The sequence below is a fragment of the Psychroflexus planctonicus genome (genome assembly GCF_014640195.1).
GTDB classification, from domain to species: domain Bacteria; phylum Bacteroidota; class Bacteroidia; order Flavobacteriales; family Flavobacteriaceae; genus Psychroflexus; species Psychroflexus planctonicus.
The window spans coordinates 98,979-117,190 of the sequence record NZ_BMGM01000007.1 but is presented as its reverse complement, the minus strand read 5'-3'; the positions used below and the strand labels follow the sequence as shown (position 1 = coordinate 117,190).

Sequence of the window (18,212 nt, the reverse complement as noted above, 5' to 3'; positions counted from 1 at the left end):
ATTAGAAGGAATACAAAGTTTGTCTTCACTTAAGTTTATTATTTTGCAGTTAAACAAAGCTTAAATGAAATTATACAGCATAGAAACCGGCCATTTTAAACTAGATGGCGGAGCCATGTTTGGAGTGGTGCCAAAATCTTTATGGCAAAGAACCAATCCCGCTGACCAAAATAACATGATAGATATTGCAGCAACCAGCTTATTAATAGAGGATGGAAAGCAGCTTATTTTAATCGATACAGGTTTGGGTAATAAACAAAGCGATAAATTTTTTAGTTATTATTTTCGTTGGGGAGACCACACCCTAGACAAGTCTCTTGCAAAACATGGTTTTCATAGATACGATATTACCGATGTATTTATGACGCATCTGCATTTTGACCACTGCGGCGGAAGTGTACAATGGAATAAAGATAAAACAGGTTACGAACCTGCATTTAAAAATGCTAAGTTCTGGACCAACAAAGAACATTGGGATTGGGCTATTAATCCTAATGATAGAGAAAAAGCTTCATTTTTAAAAGAAAACCTATTGCCCATGCAAGAATCTGGGCAGCTTCATTTTTTAGACCGAAGTGAACAACGCCACTTTTATAAAGAGCTTAATTTTGAAGTTTTCTTTGCAGACGGACATACAGATAAGCAAATGATTCCTATTATTGAACATCAAAATAAAAAACTTGTTTTTGCAGCAGATTTGTTGCCCACCGCAGGTCATATTCCATTGCCCTTTGTTATGGGTTATGACACCAGACCATTGCTTACGCTAAAAGAAAAAAAACAATTTCTAGATGAAGCAGCAAAAGAAAATTATTACCTATTTTTAGAACATGATGCCCACAACGAAATAATAAACTTAAAAGAAACTGAAAAAGGCATTAGACTCAATCAAATTTATACGTTTAACGAATTATTTAATTAAAGAATGAAAACAAATTATAGAAATTATTTTGGAGCCATAGCTGCTTCAATAGTAGTAGCAAGCTGTGGTACAAAAGGTTTACAATTTGAAGCTGAACCACTTCGCTTAGGAGATTTACCTGAAAAAAACCAAGATTTGTCTGAAGACGAACTTAAATCATGGAGCCACGCAGATTTATTAACCGATACCATTCCAGGAATGAGTGTAAATCGCGCTTATGAAGAACTTATTCGTGACCAAGAAGGTGAAATAGTAATTGTAGGAGTAATTGACAGTGGAATTGACAATGAACATGAAGACTTAGCTTCTGTAATGTGGATGAATCCAAACGAAATTCCCAACAACGGTATTGATGATGATGAAAATGGATTTGTTGACGATGTATACGGCTGGAATTTTCTAGGAGATATAGTTGAAGAAAATATGGAATACACCCGTATTGTTCGCGATTTTGAAAAAATTTATGGAGAAGACCAAAGTGAAGCCAGTGATGCTGAAATTAAACAATACGAAGCAGCTAAAGCAGAGTACGAAAAAGAAATGAAGAGTACTCAAACCAACTATAACCGTTATTTAATGTTGCTAACCAATATGCAACGTGGCGAAGAAGGTTTAAAAAACGCTATGCAAGTAGACAAACTTACCTTAGAGACGGTTCGTGAATTCGAAACTGATTCTACCGAGTTAAAAAATCAAAAGAACTTTATGATGAATGTGATGACTAATGCTGGTGAAAATCTAGAAGAAGTTTACGAGCAGTTAAATGAAGCAAAAGATTATTTTGGCGGTAGAATGGATTCTCATTTTAATATGGATTTATATGCGCGACCAAAAAATCTTGGTGATGACGAGAATGATTTCAGCATTACCGTTTACGGAAACAATCAAGTATCTGGTCCAGACCCAAAAAAGGAAGATGCTAAACACGGAACTCATGTTGCTGGAATTATAGCAGCAGATAGAACAAATGATAAAGGAGCAAAAGGAGTTGCTCAAAATGTAAAAATTCTTTCTGTACGTGCAGTTCCAGATGGAGATGAGTATGATAAAGACATTACTATGGCATTTCGTTATGCGGTAGATAATGGCGCAAAAGTGATTAATACAAGTTTTGGAAAATACTTTTCTAGATATCCAGAAAAAGTGGAAGAAGCCATTAAATACGCAGCAGAAAACGACGTGTTAATTGTAAACGCAGCAGGAAATGATGCTTCAGATTTAGATGAAGTGCGTGTATACCCGAACGACCAAACACCAGAAAATGAAACTGAAATAGCAGACAACTTCCTTAACGTTGGTTCTATTACACCAGCTTATGGAAAAGCAATGGTTTCTGGATTTTCAAATTATGGAAAATCTAGTGTAGACATTTTTGCTCCAGGATCTCAAATTTATGCTTCAACTCCTTTAGATACCTACGAATTTTTACAAGGAACATCTATGGCAGCGCCAGGAGTAGCAGGTATAGCTGCTTTAATCCGTTCATATTACCCAAAATTGAGTGCAGCTCAGGTTAAACAAGTAATTATGGAAAGCGGTTTAGCTTTTGAAGGAGAAGTAATAGTTGGAGGCGACCCAAATAATACTGCAGATTTTTCAGAGTTATCGGTTTCAGGCAAAATAGCCAATTTGTATAACGCTTTAATACTTGCAGATGAAAAGTAGATTTTTCGCACTTTTTATAGTTTTATTTTGTGTTTCAATTTTAACTGCACAAAACAATACAGCATATTGGCAACAACATATCGACTACGAAATGGAAGTAGATATGGATGTGGAAACATTTCAATATACAGGTAAGCAAACTATAAAATATACCAATAATTCTCCAGATGAATTAAATCGTGTATTTATTCATTTGTATTTTAATGCTTTTCAACCTGGGAGCGAAATGGATGTGCGTTCGCAAAGCATTCAAGATGCAGACCCGCGAGTGGGAAGTAGGATAGGAAACTTGAAACCTGAAGAAATAGGATATCTGAAGGTGAAGAATTTAAAACATCGAAATAAAAAGGTAGAAAGCAAAGTTGCTGGTACCGTATTAGAAATAACTTTAAATGAGCCTATTGCTCCAGGCGAAACCACAGAATTCGATTTAAAATTTGAAGGTCAAGTGCCCAATCAAATTAGAAGATCAGGAAGAAATAATGCAGAAGGTGTTGCGCTTTCTATGACGCAGTGGTATCCAAAAATGGCTGAATACGATTTTGAAGGATGGCATGCAGATCCTTACATAGGAAGGGAGTTTCAAGGAGTTTGGGGAGATTTTGATGTAAAAATTAAAATCGATAAAGATTACGTGATTGGCGGAACTGGATATCTTCAAAATCCTAACAAAATTGGTCATGGTTACCAAGATGAAGGCGTACAAGTAAAAACCAAACGCAAAAAACTAACTTGGCATTTTATTGCACCCATGGTTCACGACTTTGCTTGGGGTGCCGACCCTGACTTTATTCACGATTCCTTTACTGCAAAAGATGGAACCAAGCTTCATTTTTTCTATAAAGACAATCCAGAAATAATTGAAAACTGGAAAAATCTTCAACCTAAAACAGAAGACTTGTTGTTGTTTTTCAACAAACATATTGGCCAGTATCCCTACAAACAATATTCTGTAATTCAAGGTGGCGATGGCGGTATGGAGTATGCCATGTGTACATTAATTACTGGGGAACGTTCTTTTGGAAGTTTAGTAGGAGTTACTGCTCACGAATTAGCTCATTCTTGGTTTCAGCATGTGTTAGCAACAAACGAAGCTAAACATGAGTGGATGGACGAAGGGATGACTACTTATATTTCTTCATTAGCCATGAATGAAGTAATGAATCAAAAAAGTGAAAACCCTTTCGCTAGGAGTTATGGTAGTTATGTAGGTTTAGCCAATTCTGGATATGAACAACCGCAAACTACACATGCAGATCGATGGGAATTTAATGCGGCTTACGGTGCTTCGGCTTATTCTAAAGGAGCTGTATTTTTAGCCCAACTAGAATATCTTTTAGGAGAAGAATTGCTTCAAGAAACCCTAAAAGAATATTTTAATATGTGGAAAATGAAACATCCCACACCAAACGATTTTATTCGTGTTGCTGAAAAAGTTTCAGGTGCACAGCTCAATTGGTATTTAACCGATTGGACACAAACCACCAATACTATTGATTATGCAGTTGAAAATATTGAAGAAACCGACGAAACTACTAAAATTACATTAAAACGACTGGGTTTGATGCCCATGCCACTTGAAATTTTAGTAACTTACCAAGACGGTAGTAGTGAAGAATATTACATTCCATTACGGATGATGCGATGGATTAAGCCCAAAGCTAAAAATGTACAAGATGATTGGGCTTGGGCTTATCCTGATTATACTTTAACAATACCATCCAAAACAGGAGTTCAAAAAGTAGAAATTGATCCGTCTAATTTAATGGCAGATGTAAAAAGAGATAACAATACGAAGAAAAAGTAAGCTTACTTAAAATTAATATTAACCCTAAAATGAATACTTATGAACAAGAAATTTTTTATTTGCGGATTATTAAGCGTGACTATTTTGTCCACATCTTGTCTTGGCTCATTTAGTGCCTTTAATTCTTTACGGGATTGGAACGATGGCTTAACCAACAATAAGTTTATGGACAACTTAGTATTCTGGGCTTTAAACATTGTACCAGTGTATTCGCTTTTCTTAGCAGGAGATGTTTTTCTATTTAATCTTTTAGAATTTTGGACAGGAAGTAATCCTATAGCTATGGTTGATGGTGAATCTGAAACACAATATGCCAACATTAAAGGAACAGATGTACGTATGACAGCTTCTAAAAATAAATTTGATATTGCCATTTTAAGTGGTGAAAACGAAGGAAAAGAAGTCAATTTGCTGTTTGTACCCGAAGACAAATCTTGGAACGCAGTTGGTGAAAACGGAGAATTAACAAAATTAGCTTCTATGGAAGAAGGATTCTATTTAGTTCACACTCCAGATGGAGAAGCCATTAAAATTGATCCAAATGCTTCAGATGAAGTAAATATGGCAATTCTAGAAAATAAATTGGAACAGAGCGAATTACGTTATGCGAAAAATGAATAATTCGAAAGAATGATTATCAAAAAAAGCTGCCCGATGAGGTAGCTTTTTTTATGCTTTAAACTGAAATATTTCAGATGGAGTGACTAAATAATCTAAATTGATATCTGTGGTACTTACTTCAATTATTTCATCTACAGGCTCAAAAAATGAAAGTCCTACTTTTTGAACATCAGCTTTACATTTGCTTAAAAACCGATCATAAAATCCTTTTCCGTAACCAATGCGGTTTCCTTCTTTATCTGAAACCAATAGCGGAATAAAAACCACATCTAATTGTTGTGGCTGAATTTCAATTCCTTTCTGAGGTTCAGGTATTCCAAAAGCATTTAGCTTAATTTCTGTAGCATCAGTCAATAAAATATGTTCTAAGCTCAAATCCTTAAAGTTAGACTTAGAAATAACCACATTTTTATCTTTACCTTGAAGAATGTGCAAAAGGAATTCGGTATTCACTTCATTTTGTTTTTCAATTGGCAAAAACAAGTGATAAAACTCTTTTTCCCAAATGGGTAATTGCAAAGATTGATTGGCAATTTGTAGGCTCCACTCTTCAATTTGTTGGTTTGAAAGTTCTTTACGTTTCGCTTTATAAAAAGATCGAAGTCTAGCTTTATTCATTTTTTTCTTTAGAAATATGAAAAATAGCATCGCCTTGATAAACCGTAGGTGCTTGGTTTACATTAATTACATATCCGTTTGAAGTAGCTTTAACACGGTGCTTAAAATTACCGTATGGATCTGTAATATGTGCCAATATTTCACCTTTGTGAATTTGTTTTCCAACTGGAATTTTTAAGTGTAATAATCCACTGTATTTGGCACGCATCCAAAACGTACTTTCAATTAAAATGGTTTCAGTTTCTGATGGCAAAACAGGAATGTCAATACGCAACATTTCGTAATGACTTAAAACTCGTTTTATACCTTCCAAAGCTACTTGAGTAACTTCATTATTGCTATCTAAAGATTTACCACCTTCGTATAAAAGAATAGGAATATTCAATTGATCGCAAGTAATGCGATACGATTTTTTAATGTTGGGAGATATAACTGTAAAGGGTGCTGAGAAGATTTTAGAAAGCAAAGTATTTTTTTTGTGTCTGCGGTCTATTCTAATTTGTGGTGCATTAAACCTGCTAGCACCACCCGTATGAAAATCTAAACAAACATCGGCTATGGGTAAAATTTCTTGGGTAAAATGATATGCAAATCGGCTTGCTAAAGCGCCATGTTTTGTTCCGGGAAACACTCGATTTAAATCACGACCATCAGGAAACTCACGTGATCCGTTAATAAATCCAAAAATATTTAATACGGGAATGCAAATCACCGTTCCTTTTTCTGGTTTGTTGATGCCTTCTGCTACCACGCGTCTAACAATCTCAATACCGTTAATTTCATCTCCATGAATTCCAGCGGTAATAAGCACAACGGGTCCTTTTTTTTTAGAGCGTTCTACAATTACAGGAATTTCTACAGAAGTATGCGTATGTAATTTTGCAGTATTAAAATTAATGCGTTTGCTTTTGCCAGGCTCAACGCGTTTTCCCAATAAATGGAGCACGTTATCATCATCAATAAACGGAGGAACTTCCATATAATTTAATTTCTTCTAAACGTGTTTTTCAATAAATCGAATAATGGTTTTGGCAATGTCTTTACCGGTAGCGCGTTCAATGCCTTCCAATCCTGGAGAAGAATTTACTTCTAGAATTAACGGACCGCGAGAGCTTTGTAACATGTCTACTCCAGCAACGCCTAAACGCATTGCTTTAGCAGCTTTTACAGCAGCAATTTCTTCTTCGTCTGTAAGTTCAATTACTTCTGCGCTTCCGCCTTGGTGTAAATTAGAACGAAATTCGCCTTCTTTTCCTTGACGCTTCATTGCACCCACTACATGACCATCTACAACAAATGCACGAATATCTGCTCCTTTGGCTTCTTTGATAAATTCTTGAACAATTACTCGCGCTTTTAAACCGTTAAAAGCTTCAATAACTGATTTAGCAGCATTTTTCGTTTCGGCTAAGACTACGCCTAGACCTTGAGTTCCTTCTAGTAATTTAATAACTAAAGGAGTTCCGCCTACTTGCTGTATAACGCTTTCGGTTTCTCTAGAATAATTGGTGAAAACGGTTTTTGGCAATCCAATTTTAGCTCTAGAAAGCACTTGTAAACTTCTTAGCTTATCGCGGCTTCTAACCAAAGCTTCAGAGTCTACGGTGGTAAATGCGCCCATCATTTCAAATTGGCGAACAACCGCTGTACCGTAAAAAGTTACCGAAGCACCAATTCGCGGAATGATAGCATCCGTATCGCCAAGTAATTCTCCTTTGTAAACTATGCTTGGTTTTCGTTTTTCAATCACCAAATCGCATTTTAAGTGATCGATCACTTCTACATTATGCTTGCGTTTTTGTGCAGCTTCAACTAAGCGTTTTGTTGAATACAAATTGGGATTACGCGATAAAATTTTAATGTTCATTCTGTTGTGCTTTATAAGAAAGGTCTTCTAAATCTGTATCTACTACAAATTTTTTATTCAGAAATTTTCTGCCAATTAATACGGGATTTTTCATTTTTTTACGATCAGCCAAAGTAAGTGCAATTTTGTAAACTTTACCAAATAATTTTATGGTGGATTTTATTTCAAATCTATTCTGTACTTCGCCATTACTGCTTTTTACCTTAGTAGTGCTAAAATCAGTAAACGAAACGGTTTTGGGCTTAGATTTGGGTAAGTTTTCATCATAAAAATCGGCATACAAAACACCGCCATCTACTTTAAAATTCGTGCAGTGTATCGAAGAAGTATAGGCTCCAGTATCAATTTTTATAGGAAGATGTGTAAGTCCTAAATCTGGAAAACTAGCTCGATCTGTACGTCCAATAATTTTTTTCATTTGCCTGAATTTGTCTAATTTAAGCTGCAACAAAGCTACATAAATTATTTTCCAACGCATGATAATTTTTTAAACTGAAACTGATCTGTTTAGATGTAGAAAAAACACTCTCTGCTTGTGGTATTTCTTTTAAAGTAGAAAACACCCTTTGCCTTCGGCATTTCCCTCAAGGGAAAAATACATATCATAATGGTTTGATTGATTTTCAATTAATCTCGTGGGATGTAAAAAGTGAAACTATTGATTTTAGATTGTAGTTATGATGATTCTATATTCCTTCTTCCCTGAGAGGGAAGACTAGAGTTGGGTGTGGTTTGTTGAAGAAAAACACACCCTTTGCCTGCAGTATTTCTTTCAAAGTAGAAAACACCCTTTGCCTGCGGCATTTCCATCAAGGGAAAAAACATATGCTAATATGGTTTGGTTGATTTTCAATTAATCTCGTGGGATGTAAAAAGTGAAACTATTGATTTTAGATTGTAGTTATGATGAGTCTGTATTGCTTCTTCCCTGAGAGGGAAGACTAGAGTTGGGTGTGGTTTGTTGAAGAAATAAAACACCCTTTGCCTTCGGCATTTCCTTCAAGGGAAAAAACATCTTTGGATAGCATGATTGATTTTATAGTAAATTTGCCGGGTTTTCGAAGGTTTTTTTCAATTTTAAAGTAAGTTATTATCAATATGAGCCTATCTTCATCTTTGCATAAAATGGATAACAACAACAAAAAATGTAACTTCGCAACAAAAAAATGAAGCCCATTCCTTTTGAAATTAATAAAGAAGTAAGTAAGGCAGATTTAGACGATTTGAACCACGTAAACAACTTGCGTTATATAGATTGGGTGCTCGAAATTTCAGAATTGCATTGGAAAACCAAAACTCCAGAAAGCATTCGTAAACAATTAGGTTGGGTGGTTTTAGAACAACATATTTACTATAAACATGCAGCTAAATTAGGCGATCAATTAAAATTGAAAACTTGGATTGCATCCAGTAAAGGTGTGAAGTCTGAACGCAAAACTACCATCCGAAATGCAGAGAACAAACTTATTTTAGAAGCCACTACCTTGTGGTGCTTTATAGATTTAGAAACGCATAAACCCGCCCGAATAACAGAAGATGTTGTAGAACCTTATTTTGAAAAAGACACCAAATGAAACCAAAAATTCTTCATATAGATGCAAATCATCCTTTGTTACTTTCCAAACTTGCTCAACAAGGTTTCGAAAATGTAGAAGGCTATCAAACTCCAAAAGAAGAATTGCAAGAAAGCATTCATTTATTCGAAGGAATTGTAATTAGAAGTCGTTTTCGATTAGATGAAGCATTTTTACAGAAAGCCACAAAATTAAAGTTTATTGGAAGAGTAGGAGCAGGCTTAGAAAATATAGATGAAGCATTTGCCAAAAAGCAAAACATTCAACTTTTTAACGCGCCGGAAGGCAATCGAAATGCTGTTGGAGAACACGCGCTAGGTTTATTGCTCAGTTTATTTAATAAGTTACATGTCGCCCACCAAGAAGTCTGCAATGGTATTTGGAAACGCGAAGAAAATCGCGGATATGAAATTGATGGCAAAACCATAGGAATTATTGGTTACGGCAATATGGGAAAAGCTTTTGCTAAAAAACTTAGCGGATTTGATGCAGAAGTAATTTGCTATGACATCAAACCTGATGTTGGAGATGAAAATGCAAAACAAGTAAGTTTATCTGAGCTGCAAAAACAAGCAGATGTGTTGAGTTTACATACACCCATTACCGCTGAAACCCATCAAATAATCAATGCTACATTTATAGATGCTTTTCAAAAGCCGTTTTGGTTCATCAATACTGCGAGAGGTAATTCGGTGGTAACCGAAGATTTGGTGAAGGCCTTGCAAAACAGAAAAATTTTAGGAGCAGGACTCGATGTTTTGGAATATGAAAAATCTTCTTTCGAGCAGCTTTTTGAAGATGGAAACCTACCGCCTGCATTTGCATATTTAACAAAAGCAAAAAATGTAATTCTATCGCCACATGTTGCAGGATGGACGCAAGAAAGCAAGGTGAAATTAGCTCAAACTATTGTAGATAAAATAACCCATTTCTATGCAGTTTAGCAATTGTTTATTGGTGTGGTTTTTTCTGTTTTTTAATCTTATGAGCAATGCACAAAATGTGCAAACTCATAAAGTAGATGTTGGCAGTATCGAGCGTTTGCAGCTCAATTTAGACGAAGTGTTTGCTGTTGAGATTGTAACAGGAGATTTTTCAACTATTCGAATTATTTCTGAAGCCGAAGGCGAATATGCAAAAGAGCTTCAACTCCAAATGAAGCAAATAGACCAAACTTTATACATTAATAGTTTATTTGAAGCTATTCTGACCAGCGGGTTTGACAAGTTGAGTTCGCATAAAGTATTTGCTTTTCAAGTAAAAATTTATGTACCAGAACAATTTCAGGTTTTCATAAAATCGAATATAGCCGAGTTGGACTTAGTAGGAAAATTAGCCTATTTGCAGGCTGACTTAAAAAATGGCGATTGCAGTTTGAAAAACCACCAAGGTGATGTAAAAATTAATACGTATCGGGGAAACATAAACATCCATACTCAAGATGCAAAAGTACGAGCCGAAACACGAACGGGAAAGCTTCAATTAGAAGAAGCAAACTATAAAAAATACACACTTGAGCTAAAAAGTGTTGCTGGCCATATTCAAGTATTTCAATTGAATTAAAAAACCTATTTTTGCCACTTTAAATTTCAATTCATGAACATCAAGAAGGCTGGACTAATTATCTTCATCATTTTATTGATTGATCAAATTTCCAAAATATATATCAAAACCAATTTTCAGCTAGGTGAAGCTGTAGAAGTATTTTCATGGTTCAAGATTTTATTTATTGAAAACGAAGGTATGGCTTGGGGAGCAAAGATTCCTGGTGCCTACGGAAAAGAAATTTTAACCAGCTTTAGGTTGGTTGCCATTGTTGCCATTGCATATTGGTTAAACACAAGCATTAAAGAAAAAGCACCGCAGGTTTTAATTTGGTCTGTAACGCTTATTTTAGCTGGAGCTATCGGTAATACTATAGACTCTTTGTTTTACGGAATTATTTTTGACGATAGTCTTGGCCATGTAGCAAGCCTTTTTGCAGAAGATAACTACGGAAGTATTTTGAAAGGAAAAGTAGTAGATATGCTTTATTTTCCGTTGTATGATGGAATTTTACCAGATTGGATTCCGTTTTGGGGTGGCGATCGATTTGTATTTTTTGAACCGGTTTTCAATATTGCCGATACCGCAATTAGTGTTGGTTTTGGATTGTTAATTGTTTTCAATAAAAAAGCTTTCCCTAAAGAAGAGAAAAAATAGTAAATCATAATTCATCAAAAAAGCCTATCAAAATTTTGATAGGCTTTTTCATTGTATTTTAATGCGATTTAAAAAGGTAAATCGTCTTCATCATCTTCATTTAAGTCTGAAGCAGGCTCAAACTGGTCCATTGGTGGTGCAGGTGGAGCGCCGGCCGCTGGATTATTACTTTCTAAGTTTTCAATTCGCCATCCTTGTACAGAATTAAAATATTTGGTTTCTCCTTGGGGATTCACCCATTCTCTACCGCGCAAATTAATTCCAATTTTAACGCGTTGTCCAACTTTATACTGGTTTAAAATGTCAGTTTTATCTTGTACAAATTCAACTAAAATATGTTGTGGATATTGTTCTTCTGTGGTTACAACTACCTCACGTTTTCTAAATCCGTTGTTTCCGAATTCTTTGGTTTCTCCAATTAATTTAATTTTTCCTTCTACTTCCATGTGTCTAATTTTATGCTAATAAGGTTTTCCAGGCAGATAATATTCGCCCTTTAGTTATATATAATTTTGCTTGCTCATGTTTGGCAGCTTCACTTTGTAAATCTATTTTTTCGTACAGTTTTTCTGTTTCAATAAATTGCTTTATTTCTTCAGCAGTAGGTAATTTTTCAACATTTCCAAGTATACCTAAGTCATTTCCTGTAAGAAAGTTTGAATTTCTAATTTCGTGCGGAATTTGATCTACACCAATTCCTAATTGCGATAAAGGTTTGGGGACTTCAAACATGCCTAAGTTGGCTCTTGTATACCAGTTTCCACCCATGCGGGCTACCAAATCAATTTCATGCTGATTGATTTTTAAATCTTTGGTTAAAATTGCTTCGTTTACATGTAATTTCACTACTTCAGCGATAATTAAGTTTCCTGCTCCGCCTTCTTCACCTAAAGCAACCACTTCTTTTACTTTACATTCGTATTGTACAGGAGATTCTTTTACACGAAATGGCTTCACTATATCAGATTTCAGCATGCTTAAACCTGCTTTTTCAAATTCATTAACTCCTGCTGCATATTCGGTACTGGAAAGTGACATTTGTTGTACTATGGCATAATTTACCACATTAATAACTACTTCTTTGGTAGCTAACACATTTTCTAAAGTGTGTTTTGTAGTGTTATTGCGTACACGTCTTGCAGGAGAAAAAATCATGATCGGCGGATTGGCACTAAACACATTAAAAAAGCTATATGGCGATAAGTTTGGTTTTCCATCCGCGTCAATTGTACTGGCAAAAGCAATAGGTCTAGGTCCGATAGAACCTAACAATAAAGCATGTAATTCTGGCGTTTTTAAATCGGAAGGAAGAAAACTCTTCATAAAATTGAATTTATGCAAATGTACATATTCTACTTGCTATTCAAAAATGAATGAATAAATTCAATAGATTTGAAAACTGGTATTTATTTTTCATCTTTATCCTAATTTAGAAATATGGAGCTTTTTAAAAACAAAGCATTTGCACGATGGTTTATCATTTTATCTTCCATCACTATTGTTGGACTGATAATTTGGAATATAACTGTTTTTTACAACAGGATAAAAGATGACGAGCGTTCTAAAATGATGATTTGGACTTCTGCCATGAAATCGGTTAGTCAAGCAGATTTAGAAGGAGACGAAGTGGGTTTAGAACTAGAAATTTTACAAGCTAACGAAAGTATTCCTATTATTAGTGTTGACCAAAATGGTGATCCTGCTCTTGTAGAAAATGTTCCCAAAGATGTAGTTGATGATCCAGTTAAGTTTGATGAATTTTTAAATCGAATTAAAACAGAAAATATACCTATTGAGATAGATTTAGGCGATGGTATGAAACAGGTTTTGTATTATGGGAATTCTCAAATACTGAATAAAATAAAATATTATCCGCTTATTTTGTTTGTTATAGTTGCTTTGTTTTCTGGCTTACTTTACTTTTTTTACGTCACATCCCGCACCAGCGAACAAAATAAGTTGTGGGCAGGAATGGCTAAAGAAACCGCACACCAAATTGGCACACCGCTTTCTTCTTTATTTGGTTGGTTAGAAATTTTGAAAGCCGAAGGTGTAAACCAAGAATATATAGATGAAATTGAAAAAGACATAGACCGATTAAAAACCATCACCGAACGTTTTTCTAAAGTTGGATCTAAATTGAAGCTTGAGAAAACAGACATTACTTTAGCAGCTAAAAATTCTTTTGAATACTTGCAATCTAGAAGTTCTAAATTAATTGAATTTCAAATGGATTTACCACAAGAACCTGTTTTTGTAATGCTGAATGAACCTTTGTTTTCCTGGACCATAGAAAATTTAACCAAAAATGCTATCGATGCCATGAAAGGAAAAGGAAAACTGGAAATGGAATTAGCTAGAAGTGGAAACTGGGTTAAAATCCTAGTAAAAGACACTGGAAAAGGAATACCCTTGAAGAATTTCAATAAGGTTTTTCAGCCTGGTTTTAGTACCAAAAAACGAGGTTGGGGCCTTGGATTATCCTTAGCAAAACGAATAATTGAAGACTACCATGATGGAAAAATACGAATTATTTATAGCGAATTAGGCAAGGGTTCTACCTTTGAAATTAGATTGCGTAAAATTGAAGATTGAACTTCATGAAAAAGATTTTTATTTTAAGGATTTTATAACAGCCAAACTTTGAAATAAGCTTTTTTAATCTTTAAATTTGAATCTATAAGTTAAATCAATTAAAAACAACATATTATGGCATTTGAATTACCAAAATTAAACTACGCACACGACGCACTAGAACCACATATTGATGCAAAAACAATGGAGATTCACCATGGGAAGCACCATGCAGGATATACAAGCAAATTAAACGCTGCAATAGAAGGAACCGATTTAGAAGGGAAGTCTATTGAAGAAATTCTTCAAAATTTAGATTTATCTAATGGAGCTGTTCGAAATAATGGTGGTGGATTTTACAATCACCGATTATTTTGGGAAGTAATGAGCCCAGATGGTGGTGGAAACCCAAGTGGAGACTTAGCAAAAGCTATTGATGATGCTTTTGGGTCTTTCGATAAGTTCAAAGAAAAATTTAGTAACGCAGCAGCTACACAATTTGGTTCAGGATGGGCTTGGTTGTGTGTGCACCAAGGCGGAAGCTTAGAAGTTTGTTCTACACCAAATCAAGATAACCCAATCATGCCAAATGTAGGTTGTGCAGGAACTCCTATTTTAGGAATTGATGTTTGGGAACATGCTTACTATTTAAACTATCAAAACAAACGTCCAGATTATATTGAAGCATTTTTTAATGTAATTAACTGGGATAAAGTTTCTGAATTATATAAAGCGAATAAGTAAAACAAACTTGCTTACTATTAACTCCCGTTGAAATTGGTTTCAACGGGAGTTTTTATTTTCATTTTTTTCAAAAACCAAAATATCACCAGGTTGACATTCCAAGACTTCACAAATTTTTGCTAAGGTAGTAAGCCGGATGGCTTTTGCTTTACCTGTTTTTAAAATAGATAAATTAGCTGTGGTAATGTTGATTTTTTCTGCTAATTCGTAAGACTTCATCTCTCGTGCTTGCAAAACCTCGTTGAGGTTAATTTTAATAGACATACCTATATTGTAAATTCATTTTCTTTTTTCTCTTCTACCGTTTTCTTGAAAATTTTAGACAAACGAATCATTAAAATAGCCAACACCGCTAACAATGCACTTTTTTGGGTAGAGGTAATTCCGGCTAATTGAAATGTATCTGGATTGATATAAATTTCTAAACCACGAATAATAATTTCTAAACCTGAAAAGAAGAACAAACACCACCCCGAAATTTTTAAATAACCTAAAATTTTCAATTGGTATACACTTTTCTGGTCACGGTAAATTTTAGCAATTTTTCGTAAAAATAAAATCGAGCTAAAAAACAAAACCTGATTAAGTAGATTTAATACAACAAGACTTTTTAATTTAATGGGATTGTTCGCTAAAACTTCTTTATCGATTAAAAAATTTGGAAATCCGTCTATAAAAACACTAAAAATTTTAAAAATGGCTTCCAATAAAGTAGCTGCTGCAATAAACAGCATAATGTCTAATAAACTCTTTAATATTACTTTGGTTTTCATAATGCTGAATTGTTTTTTATATGGTTAAATCGTTTTCATTTTTATAGGCAATTCCTTCTTCAATTAATTTGGCAATCACCCAAAAGAAGCACGCTAGCATGCCAAAACTAATTACTTCTGAAAGTTGGGTAGTAGAATCATTCCACCATTCATGCCAAGCCAATTTTCCTTGTTCACTTGAGTGAATGTAAAGCATCAAGCTATATTTGCCAACAAGATAAACCGAAGTAACTCCTGCTGCTAACTTAAATGCCTTGACGTTTTTTGGGTTGAAAATATTTTTTTCTTTAAAGTTTTTAATAGCCCTGACCAATTTGTTACTGCTTAATAAAGCTAAAATACTAAAGACAAAAAGCGCAACCCATACAAGCTTTTCATCTAAAGGATAGCGTTCTGAAGCCACCCAAAACTGCTTATTGAAAATAAGTAAAAATCCCAGTACAACGATAATTACACTAAAAATCAATCGTAAAAATTGAATGGCAAACCAGGCTACAGAAAGGGCAAGTTTCATGCAAATAAATTATTGTTTTACGATAACAAAGTTAATTAAATTATTGAATAACAATAATATTTTTCCTGTACATTATTTAATATTTATTCAGCTAAGATTTAATTATGATTTTGAGAAAAATTTGATGTAAAAATTCAAAATATGCTAATTGTGCATCATTTTAACATTTTAATGAAGCCTTTTTTTGTTCAAGTAGAACATAAGCTATAAAATTGCTCACTTAAATTGTGTGTAAATGAATGCATTTATAAGCGGAACAGGAATGTATGTTCCTGAAAAAGTAATTCCCAATACTTATTTTGAAAAAGTAGGTTCCTCAGACGAGTGGATTTTCAACACTTTAGGCATCAAAGAACGAAGAGTTGTTAGAGATGAAGTGACAAGTGATTTAGCTGCAAAAGCTGGAAGAAATGCTATTGAAGATGCAGGACTTCAAGTAGAAGATATCGACTTGATTATTGTGGCAACTTCAACACCAGACAAGCAAGCGCCTTCTTCGGCTTGTTACGTGCAAGATAAACTCAAAGCTTATGGAGCAGCGGCTTTCGATTTGTCAGCGGTTTGTTCTGGAGCCATGTTTGCCGTCTCAGTGGGTTGTCAATTTGTTGAAAATGGTACCTATCAGAACGTCTTAGTCATCGGAGCAGATACCTTTTCGCAGATCATTGATTGGAGTAGAAGAGATTCAGTTTTCTTTGGCGATGGTGCCGGCGCAATGGTCATCAGTGCTACCGAAGAAGACAAAGGTTTTATCGATTTCAATTTGTTTTCAGATGGACGTGGAGCCAATCATTTTACTATTGAAAATAAAGAACCCGATAATCCCGACTCGCAATGTTATTTTTATATGGATGGAAAGGAGATTTATAACGGGGCAACAGACTTGGTTCCCAAATCAATTGAAGCTTTATTGGCAAAAAACAATTTTTCGATAGACCAAATCGATTTGATGGTTCCCCATCAACCCAGTATCGGAATTTTAAAATCCATTGCCAAACAAGTAGGCTTGCCTTTCGAAAAAGTAATGACCAATATGGATAAATACGCCAATACTTCTGGCGGAACCATTCCTATTGCTTTACATGAAGCCATTGAACAAGGAAGAATAGAAAATGCAAAATACATATTGTTTGCCGCAGTTGGAGCAGGCATGACTTGGGGAACTGCATTGTATAAAGTTAAATAAAAAATTATGCTAAAAGGAAAAACCTTTTTAATTACAGGAATTGCAGATGAACAATCTTTGGCAATGTATGTTGCTAAAGCCATTGTAGAAAATGGTGGTAAAGTAGTTTGCACAGGTTTGGGTGTGAGTAAACACCACGAAAATTTATCCGATAAAGCCAAAGGCTTTTTAAACGCTACCTATGCCGATTTTGAAGCTAGTGTAAAAAAAGAACTCGGACAAGAAACACTTACTTGTGTTTTGGATGTTACTTTGCCAGAAAGCATTCAAAGCTTGTGTGAAGAACTAAAAACAAAAAATATTCAATTAGACGGATGGTTGCATGCTATCGCTATGGATAAAACCATTCGTGGTAAAGTAGTCAAACCGCTTATGGAAGTTTCCTTGCAAGAGTTTTGTGAAACCATGGATGTTTCTGCTTTTTCCTTGATTAGAGTAACCAAAGCTTTATTCGATTTTGATTTGCTTGAACCCAAGTCTTCTATTTGTTCGATTAGCTATATTGCAGCATCTAAAGTTACTTTTCATCCGTATCGAAACATCAGTATTGCCAAAGCAGCTTTAGAACGCATCACCATTGAATTGGCAGATGAGTTGGGTAGAAAAAATGGAACCCGTGTAAATTGTGTTCGTTTTTCACCTTACATGGGAAGCAAAGCTGGAAATGCAACTTTAACCGAACAAGATGTAAATACCGCTGCTAAAATTAGTCCGCTTGGAAATGCTTCACCAGAAGATTTAGCCTACGATGTTTTAAATTTATTCAGACCCAACGGAAAAATCACCGGCGAAATTCGTCATATTGATGGTGGTTATCACATTATGGGTTGATGTGTTGAACACGTGTTGTGTTTTATTAAAAATACAGGTATATTTGATAAAAACTTGATTATGAATACCAAGTTGACACTAACTTTAGAAAAAGAAGTAATTCAAACCGCAAAGGAATATGCGAAAGAGCAAGGTATAAGCCTTTCGCAAATTGTTGAAAATTACTTTAAATTAATTACAGTAAGTAAAAGAGACAATAAACCTGAAGTTTTGCCTTCGAAAGTTCAGAAACTTAGAGGGATTATAAAAGTAGATGAAGATTTCGATTACAAGAAAACCTTAACTCAAGAGTTATCTAATATCTAATATCTCAC

Annotated in this window: 22 protein-coding genes; 13 read left to right on the top strand and 9 right to left on the bottom strand. The window is 34.7% G+C overall.

Features of this window, described 5'->3' with window-relative positions; genetic code table 11:
• The first annotated feature begins 64 nt into the window (after positions 1 to 64).
• From IEV72_RS09025 to IEV72_RS09010, 4 genes are read left to right on the top strand one after another with little or no spacing between them, the layout of a single operon-like run.
• Positions 65 to 922, top strand: coding sequence for an MBL fold metallo-hydrolase (locus tag IEV72_RS09025; protein ID WP_188458771.1), 858 nt, complete (start codon positions 65 to 67; stop codon positions 920 to 922).
• Between the two features lie 3 nt (positions 923 to 925).
• Entirely contained in the window at positions 926 to 2,587 is a 1,662-nt protein-coding gene (locus IEV72_RS09020) for a S8 family serine peptidase (protein WP_188458770.1), read from the top strand.
• The gene (locus IEV72_RS09015) at positions 2,577 to 4,394 is read left to right on the top strand and encodes a M1 family metallopeptidase (RefSeq protein WP_188458769.1); all 1,818 of its coding nucleotides are present in this window, start codon (positions 2,577 to 2,579) and stop codon (positions 4,392 to 4,394) included. The genes IEV72_RS09020 and IEV72_RS09015 overlap by 11 nt, the downstream gene beginning before the upstream one ends.
• Before the next feature lie 39 nt (positions 4,395 to 4,433).
• A complete protein-coding gene (locus tag IEV72_RS09010) occupies positions 4,434 to 5,015 on the top strand; it encodes a DUF3332 domain-containing protein (RefSeq protein WP_188458768.1) in 582 nt (193 codons plus the stop codon).
• Between the two features lie 48 nt (positions 5,016 to 5,063).
• On the opposite strand, the gene IEV72_RS09005 is transcribed toward IEV72_RS09010, so the two are convergent.
• The 4 genes from IEV72_RS09005 to IEV72_RS08990 are packed head-to-tail and all read right to left on the bottom strand — an operon-like array spanning position 5,064 to position 7,918.
• Positions 5,064 to 5,633: a 5-formyltetrahydrofolate cyclo-ligase gene (locus IEV72_RS09005; protein WP_188458767.1), complete on the bottom strand. Its 570-nt coding sequence runs from the start codon at positions 5,631 to 5,633 to the stop codon at positions 5,064 to 5,066.
• The gene (locus IEV72_RS09000; protein WP_188458766.1) at positions 5,626 to 6,612 is read right to left on the bottom strand and encodes a succinylglutamate desuccinylase/aspartoacylase family protein; all 987 of its coding nucleotides are present in this window, start codon (positions 6,610 to 6,612) and stop codon (positions 5,626 to 5,628) included. Before IEV72_RS09000 ends, IEV72_RS09005 begins: the two co-directional genes overlap by 8 nt.
• Before the next feature lie 15 nt (positions 6,613 to 6,627).
• Positions 6,628 to 7,500 carry a 30S ribosomal protein S6--L-glutamate ligase gene (gene rimK, locus IEV72_RS08995; protein WP_188458765.1) on the bottom strand — a complete coding sequence of 291 codons (873 nt, stop codon included), beginning with the start codon at positions 7,498 to 7,500 and terminating at the stop codon, positions 6,628 to 6,630.
• Positions 7,490 to 7,918 carry an ATP-dependent zinc protease family protein gene (locus IEV72_RS08990; RefSeq protein WP_188458865.1) on the bottom strand — a complete coding sequence of 143 codons (429 nt, stop codon included), beginning with the start codon at positions 7,916 to 7,918 and terminating at the stop codon, positions 7,490 to 7,492. The genes rimK and IEV72_RS08990 overlap by 11 nt, the downstream gene beginning before the upstream one ends.
• A 748-nt stretch (positions 7,919 to 8,666) precedes the next feature.
• On the opposite strand from IEV72_RS08990, the gene IEV72_RS08985 reads away from it, so the two are divergent.
• The 4 genes from IEV72_RS08985 to IEV72_RS08970 are packed head-to-tail and all read left to right on the top strand — an operon-like array spanning position 8,667 to position 11,276.
• Positions 8,667 to 9,074 (top strand): acyl-CoA thioesterase, encoded by a 408-nt coding sequence (locus IEV72_RS08985; protein ID WP_188458764.1) that lies wholly within the window; start codon positions 8,667 to 8,669, stop codon positions 9,072 to 9,074.
• A complete protein-coding gene (locus IEV72_RS08980) occupies positions 9,071 to 10,018 on the top strand; it encodes a 2-hydroxyacid dehydrogenase (protein ID WP_188458763.1) in 948 nt (315 codons plus the stop codon). The genes IEV72_RS08985 and IEV72_RS08980 overlap by 4 nt, the downstream gene beginning before the upstream one ends.
• Complete coding sequence (locus IEV72_RS08975; RefSeq protein WP_194428399.1) at positions 10,008 to 10,637, top strand: DUF4097 family beta strand repeat-containing protein; 630 nt, start codon at positions 10,008 to 10,010, stop codon at positions 10,635 to 10,637. Before IEV72_RS08980 ends, IEV72_RS08975 begins: the two co-directional genes overlap by 11 nt.
• Positions 10,638 to 10,670: 33 nt before the next feature.
• A complete protein-coding gene (locus IEV72_RS08970; RefSeq protein WP_188458761.1) occupies positions 10,671 to 11,276 on the top strand; it encodes a lipoprotein signal peptidase in 606 nt (201 codons plus the stop codon).
• 68 nt (positions 11,277 to 11,344) lie between these two features.
• On the opposite strand, the gene IEV72_RS08965 is transcribed toward IEV72_RS08970, so the two are convergent.
• Both IEV72_RS08965 and IEV72_RS08960 read right to left on the bottom strand, forming a co-directional pair.
• Positions 11,345 to 11,722, bottom strand: coding sequence for a DUF3127 domain-containing protein (locus tag IEV72_RS08965; protein ID WP_188458760.1), 378 nt, complete (start codon positions 11,720 to 11,722; stop codon positions 11,345 to 11,347).
• Between the two features lie 10 nt (positions 11,723 to 11,732).
• Positions 11,733 to 12,599 (bottom strand): flavin reductase family protein, encoded by an 867-nt coding sequence (locus IEV72_RS08960; RefSeq protein WP_188458759.1) that lies wholly within the window; start codon positions 12,597 to 12,599, stop codon positions 11,733 to 11,735.
• A gap of 114 nt (positions 12,600 to 12,713) precedes the next feature.
• Between IEV72_RS08960 and IEV72_RS08955 the strand changes: the two genes are divergently transcribed.
• Both IEV72_RS08955 and IEV72_RS08950 read left to right on the top strand, forming a co-directional pair.
• The gene (locus tag IEV72_RS08955; protein ID WP_188458758.1) at positions 12,714 to 13,871 is read left to right on the top strand and encodes a sensor histidine kinase; all 1,158 of its coding nucleotides are present in this window, start codon (positions 12,714 to 12,716) and stop codon (positions 13,869 to 13,871) included.
• Positions 13,872 to 13,985: 114 nt separating this feature from the next.
• A complete protein-coding gene (locus tag IEV72_RS08950) occupies positions 13,986 to 14,594 on the top strand; it encodes a superoxide dismutase (protein WP_229731852.1) in 609 nt (202 codons plus the stop codon).
• 39 nt (positions 14,595 to 14,633) lie between these two features.
• On the opposite strand, the gene IEV72_RS08945 is transcribed toward IEV72_RS08950, so the two are convergent.
• From IEV72_RS08945 to IEV72_RS08935, 3 genes are read right to left on the bottom strand one after another with little or no spacing between them, the layout of a single operon-like run.
• On the bottom strand, positions 14,634 to 14,858 hold the full coding sequence (locus IEV72_RS08945) for a helix-turn-helix domain-containing protein (protein WP_188458757.1): 225 nt from the start codon (positions 14,856 to 14,858) through the stop codon (positions 14,634 to 14,636).
• A 2-nt stretch (positions 14,859 to 14,860) separates the two neighbouring features.
• Complete coding sequence (locus IEV72_RS08940) at positions 14,861 to 15,367, bottom strand: hypothetical protein (protein WP_188458756.1); 507 nt, start codon at positions 15,365 to 15,367, stop codon at positions 14,861 to 14,863.
• A 16-nt stretch (positions 15,368 to 15,383) separates the two neighbouring features.
• Complete coding sequence (locus IEV72_RS08935) at positions 15,384 to 15,881, bottom strand: DUF2975 domain-containing protein (protein ID WP_188458755.1); 498 nt, start codon at positions 15,879 to 15,881, stop codon at positions 15,384 to 15,386.
• A 235-nt stretch (positions 15,882 to 16,116) separates the two neighbouring features.
• Here IEV72_RS08935 and IEV72_RS08930 point away from each other — a divergent pair, with 235 nt between their 5' ends.
• The 3 genes from IEV72_RS08930 to IEV72_RS08920 are packed head-to-tail and all read left to right on the top strand — an operon-like array spanning position 16,117 to position 18,204.
• Entirely contained in the window at positions 16,117 to 17,067 is a 951-nt protein-coding gene (locus tag IEV72_RS08930; protein ID WP_188458754.1) for a 3-oxoacyl-ACP synthase III family protein, read from the top strand.
• A 6-nt stretch (positions 17,068 to 17,073) separates the two neighbouring features.
• Entirely contained in the window at positions 17,074 to 17,898 is an 825-nt protein-coding gene (locus IEV72_RS08925) for an SDR family oxidoreductase (RefSeq protein ID WP_188458753.1), read from the top strand.
• Positions 17,899 to 17,958: 60 nt separating this feature from the next.
• Positions 17,959 to 18,204, top strand: a complete 246-nt coding sequence (locus tag IEV72_RS08920) for a DUF6364 family protein (RefSeq protein ID WP_188458752.1) — start codon at positions 17,959 to 17,961, stop codon at positions 18,202 to 18,204.
• The last annotated feature ends 8 nt before the right edge of the window (positions 18,205 to 18,212 follow it).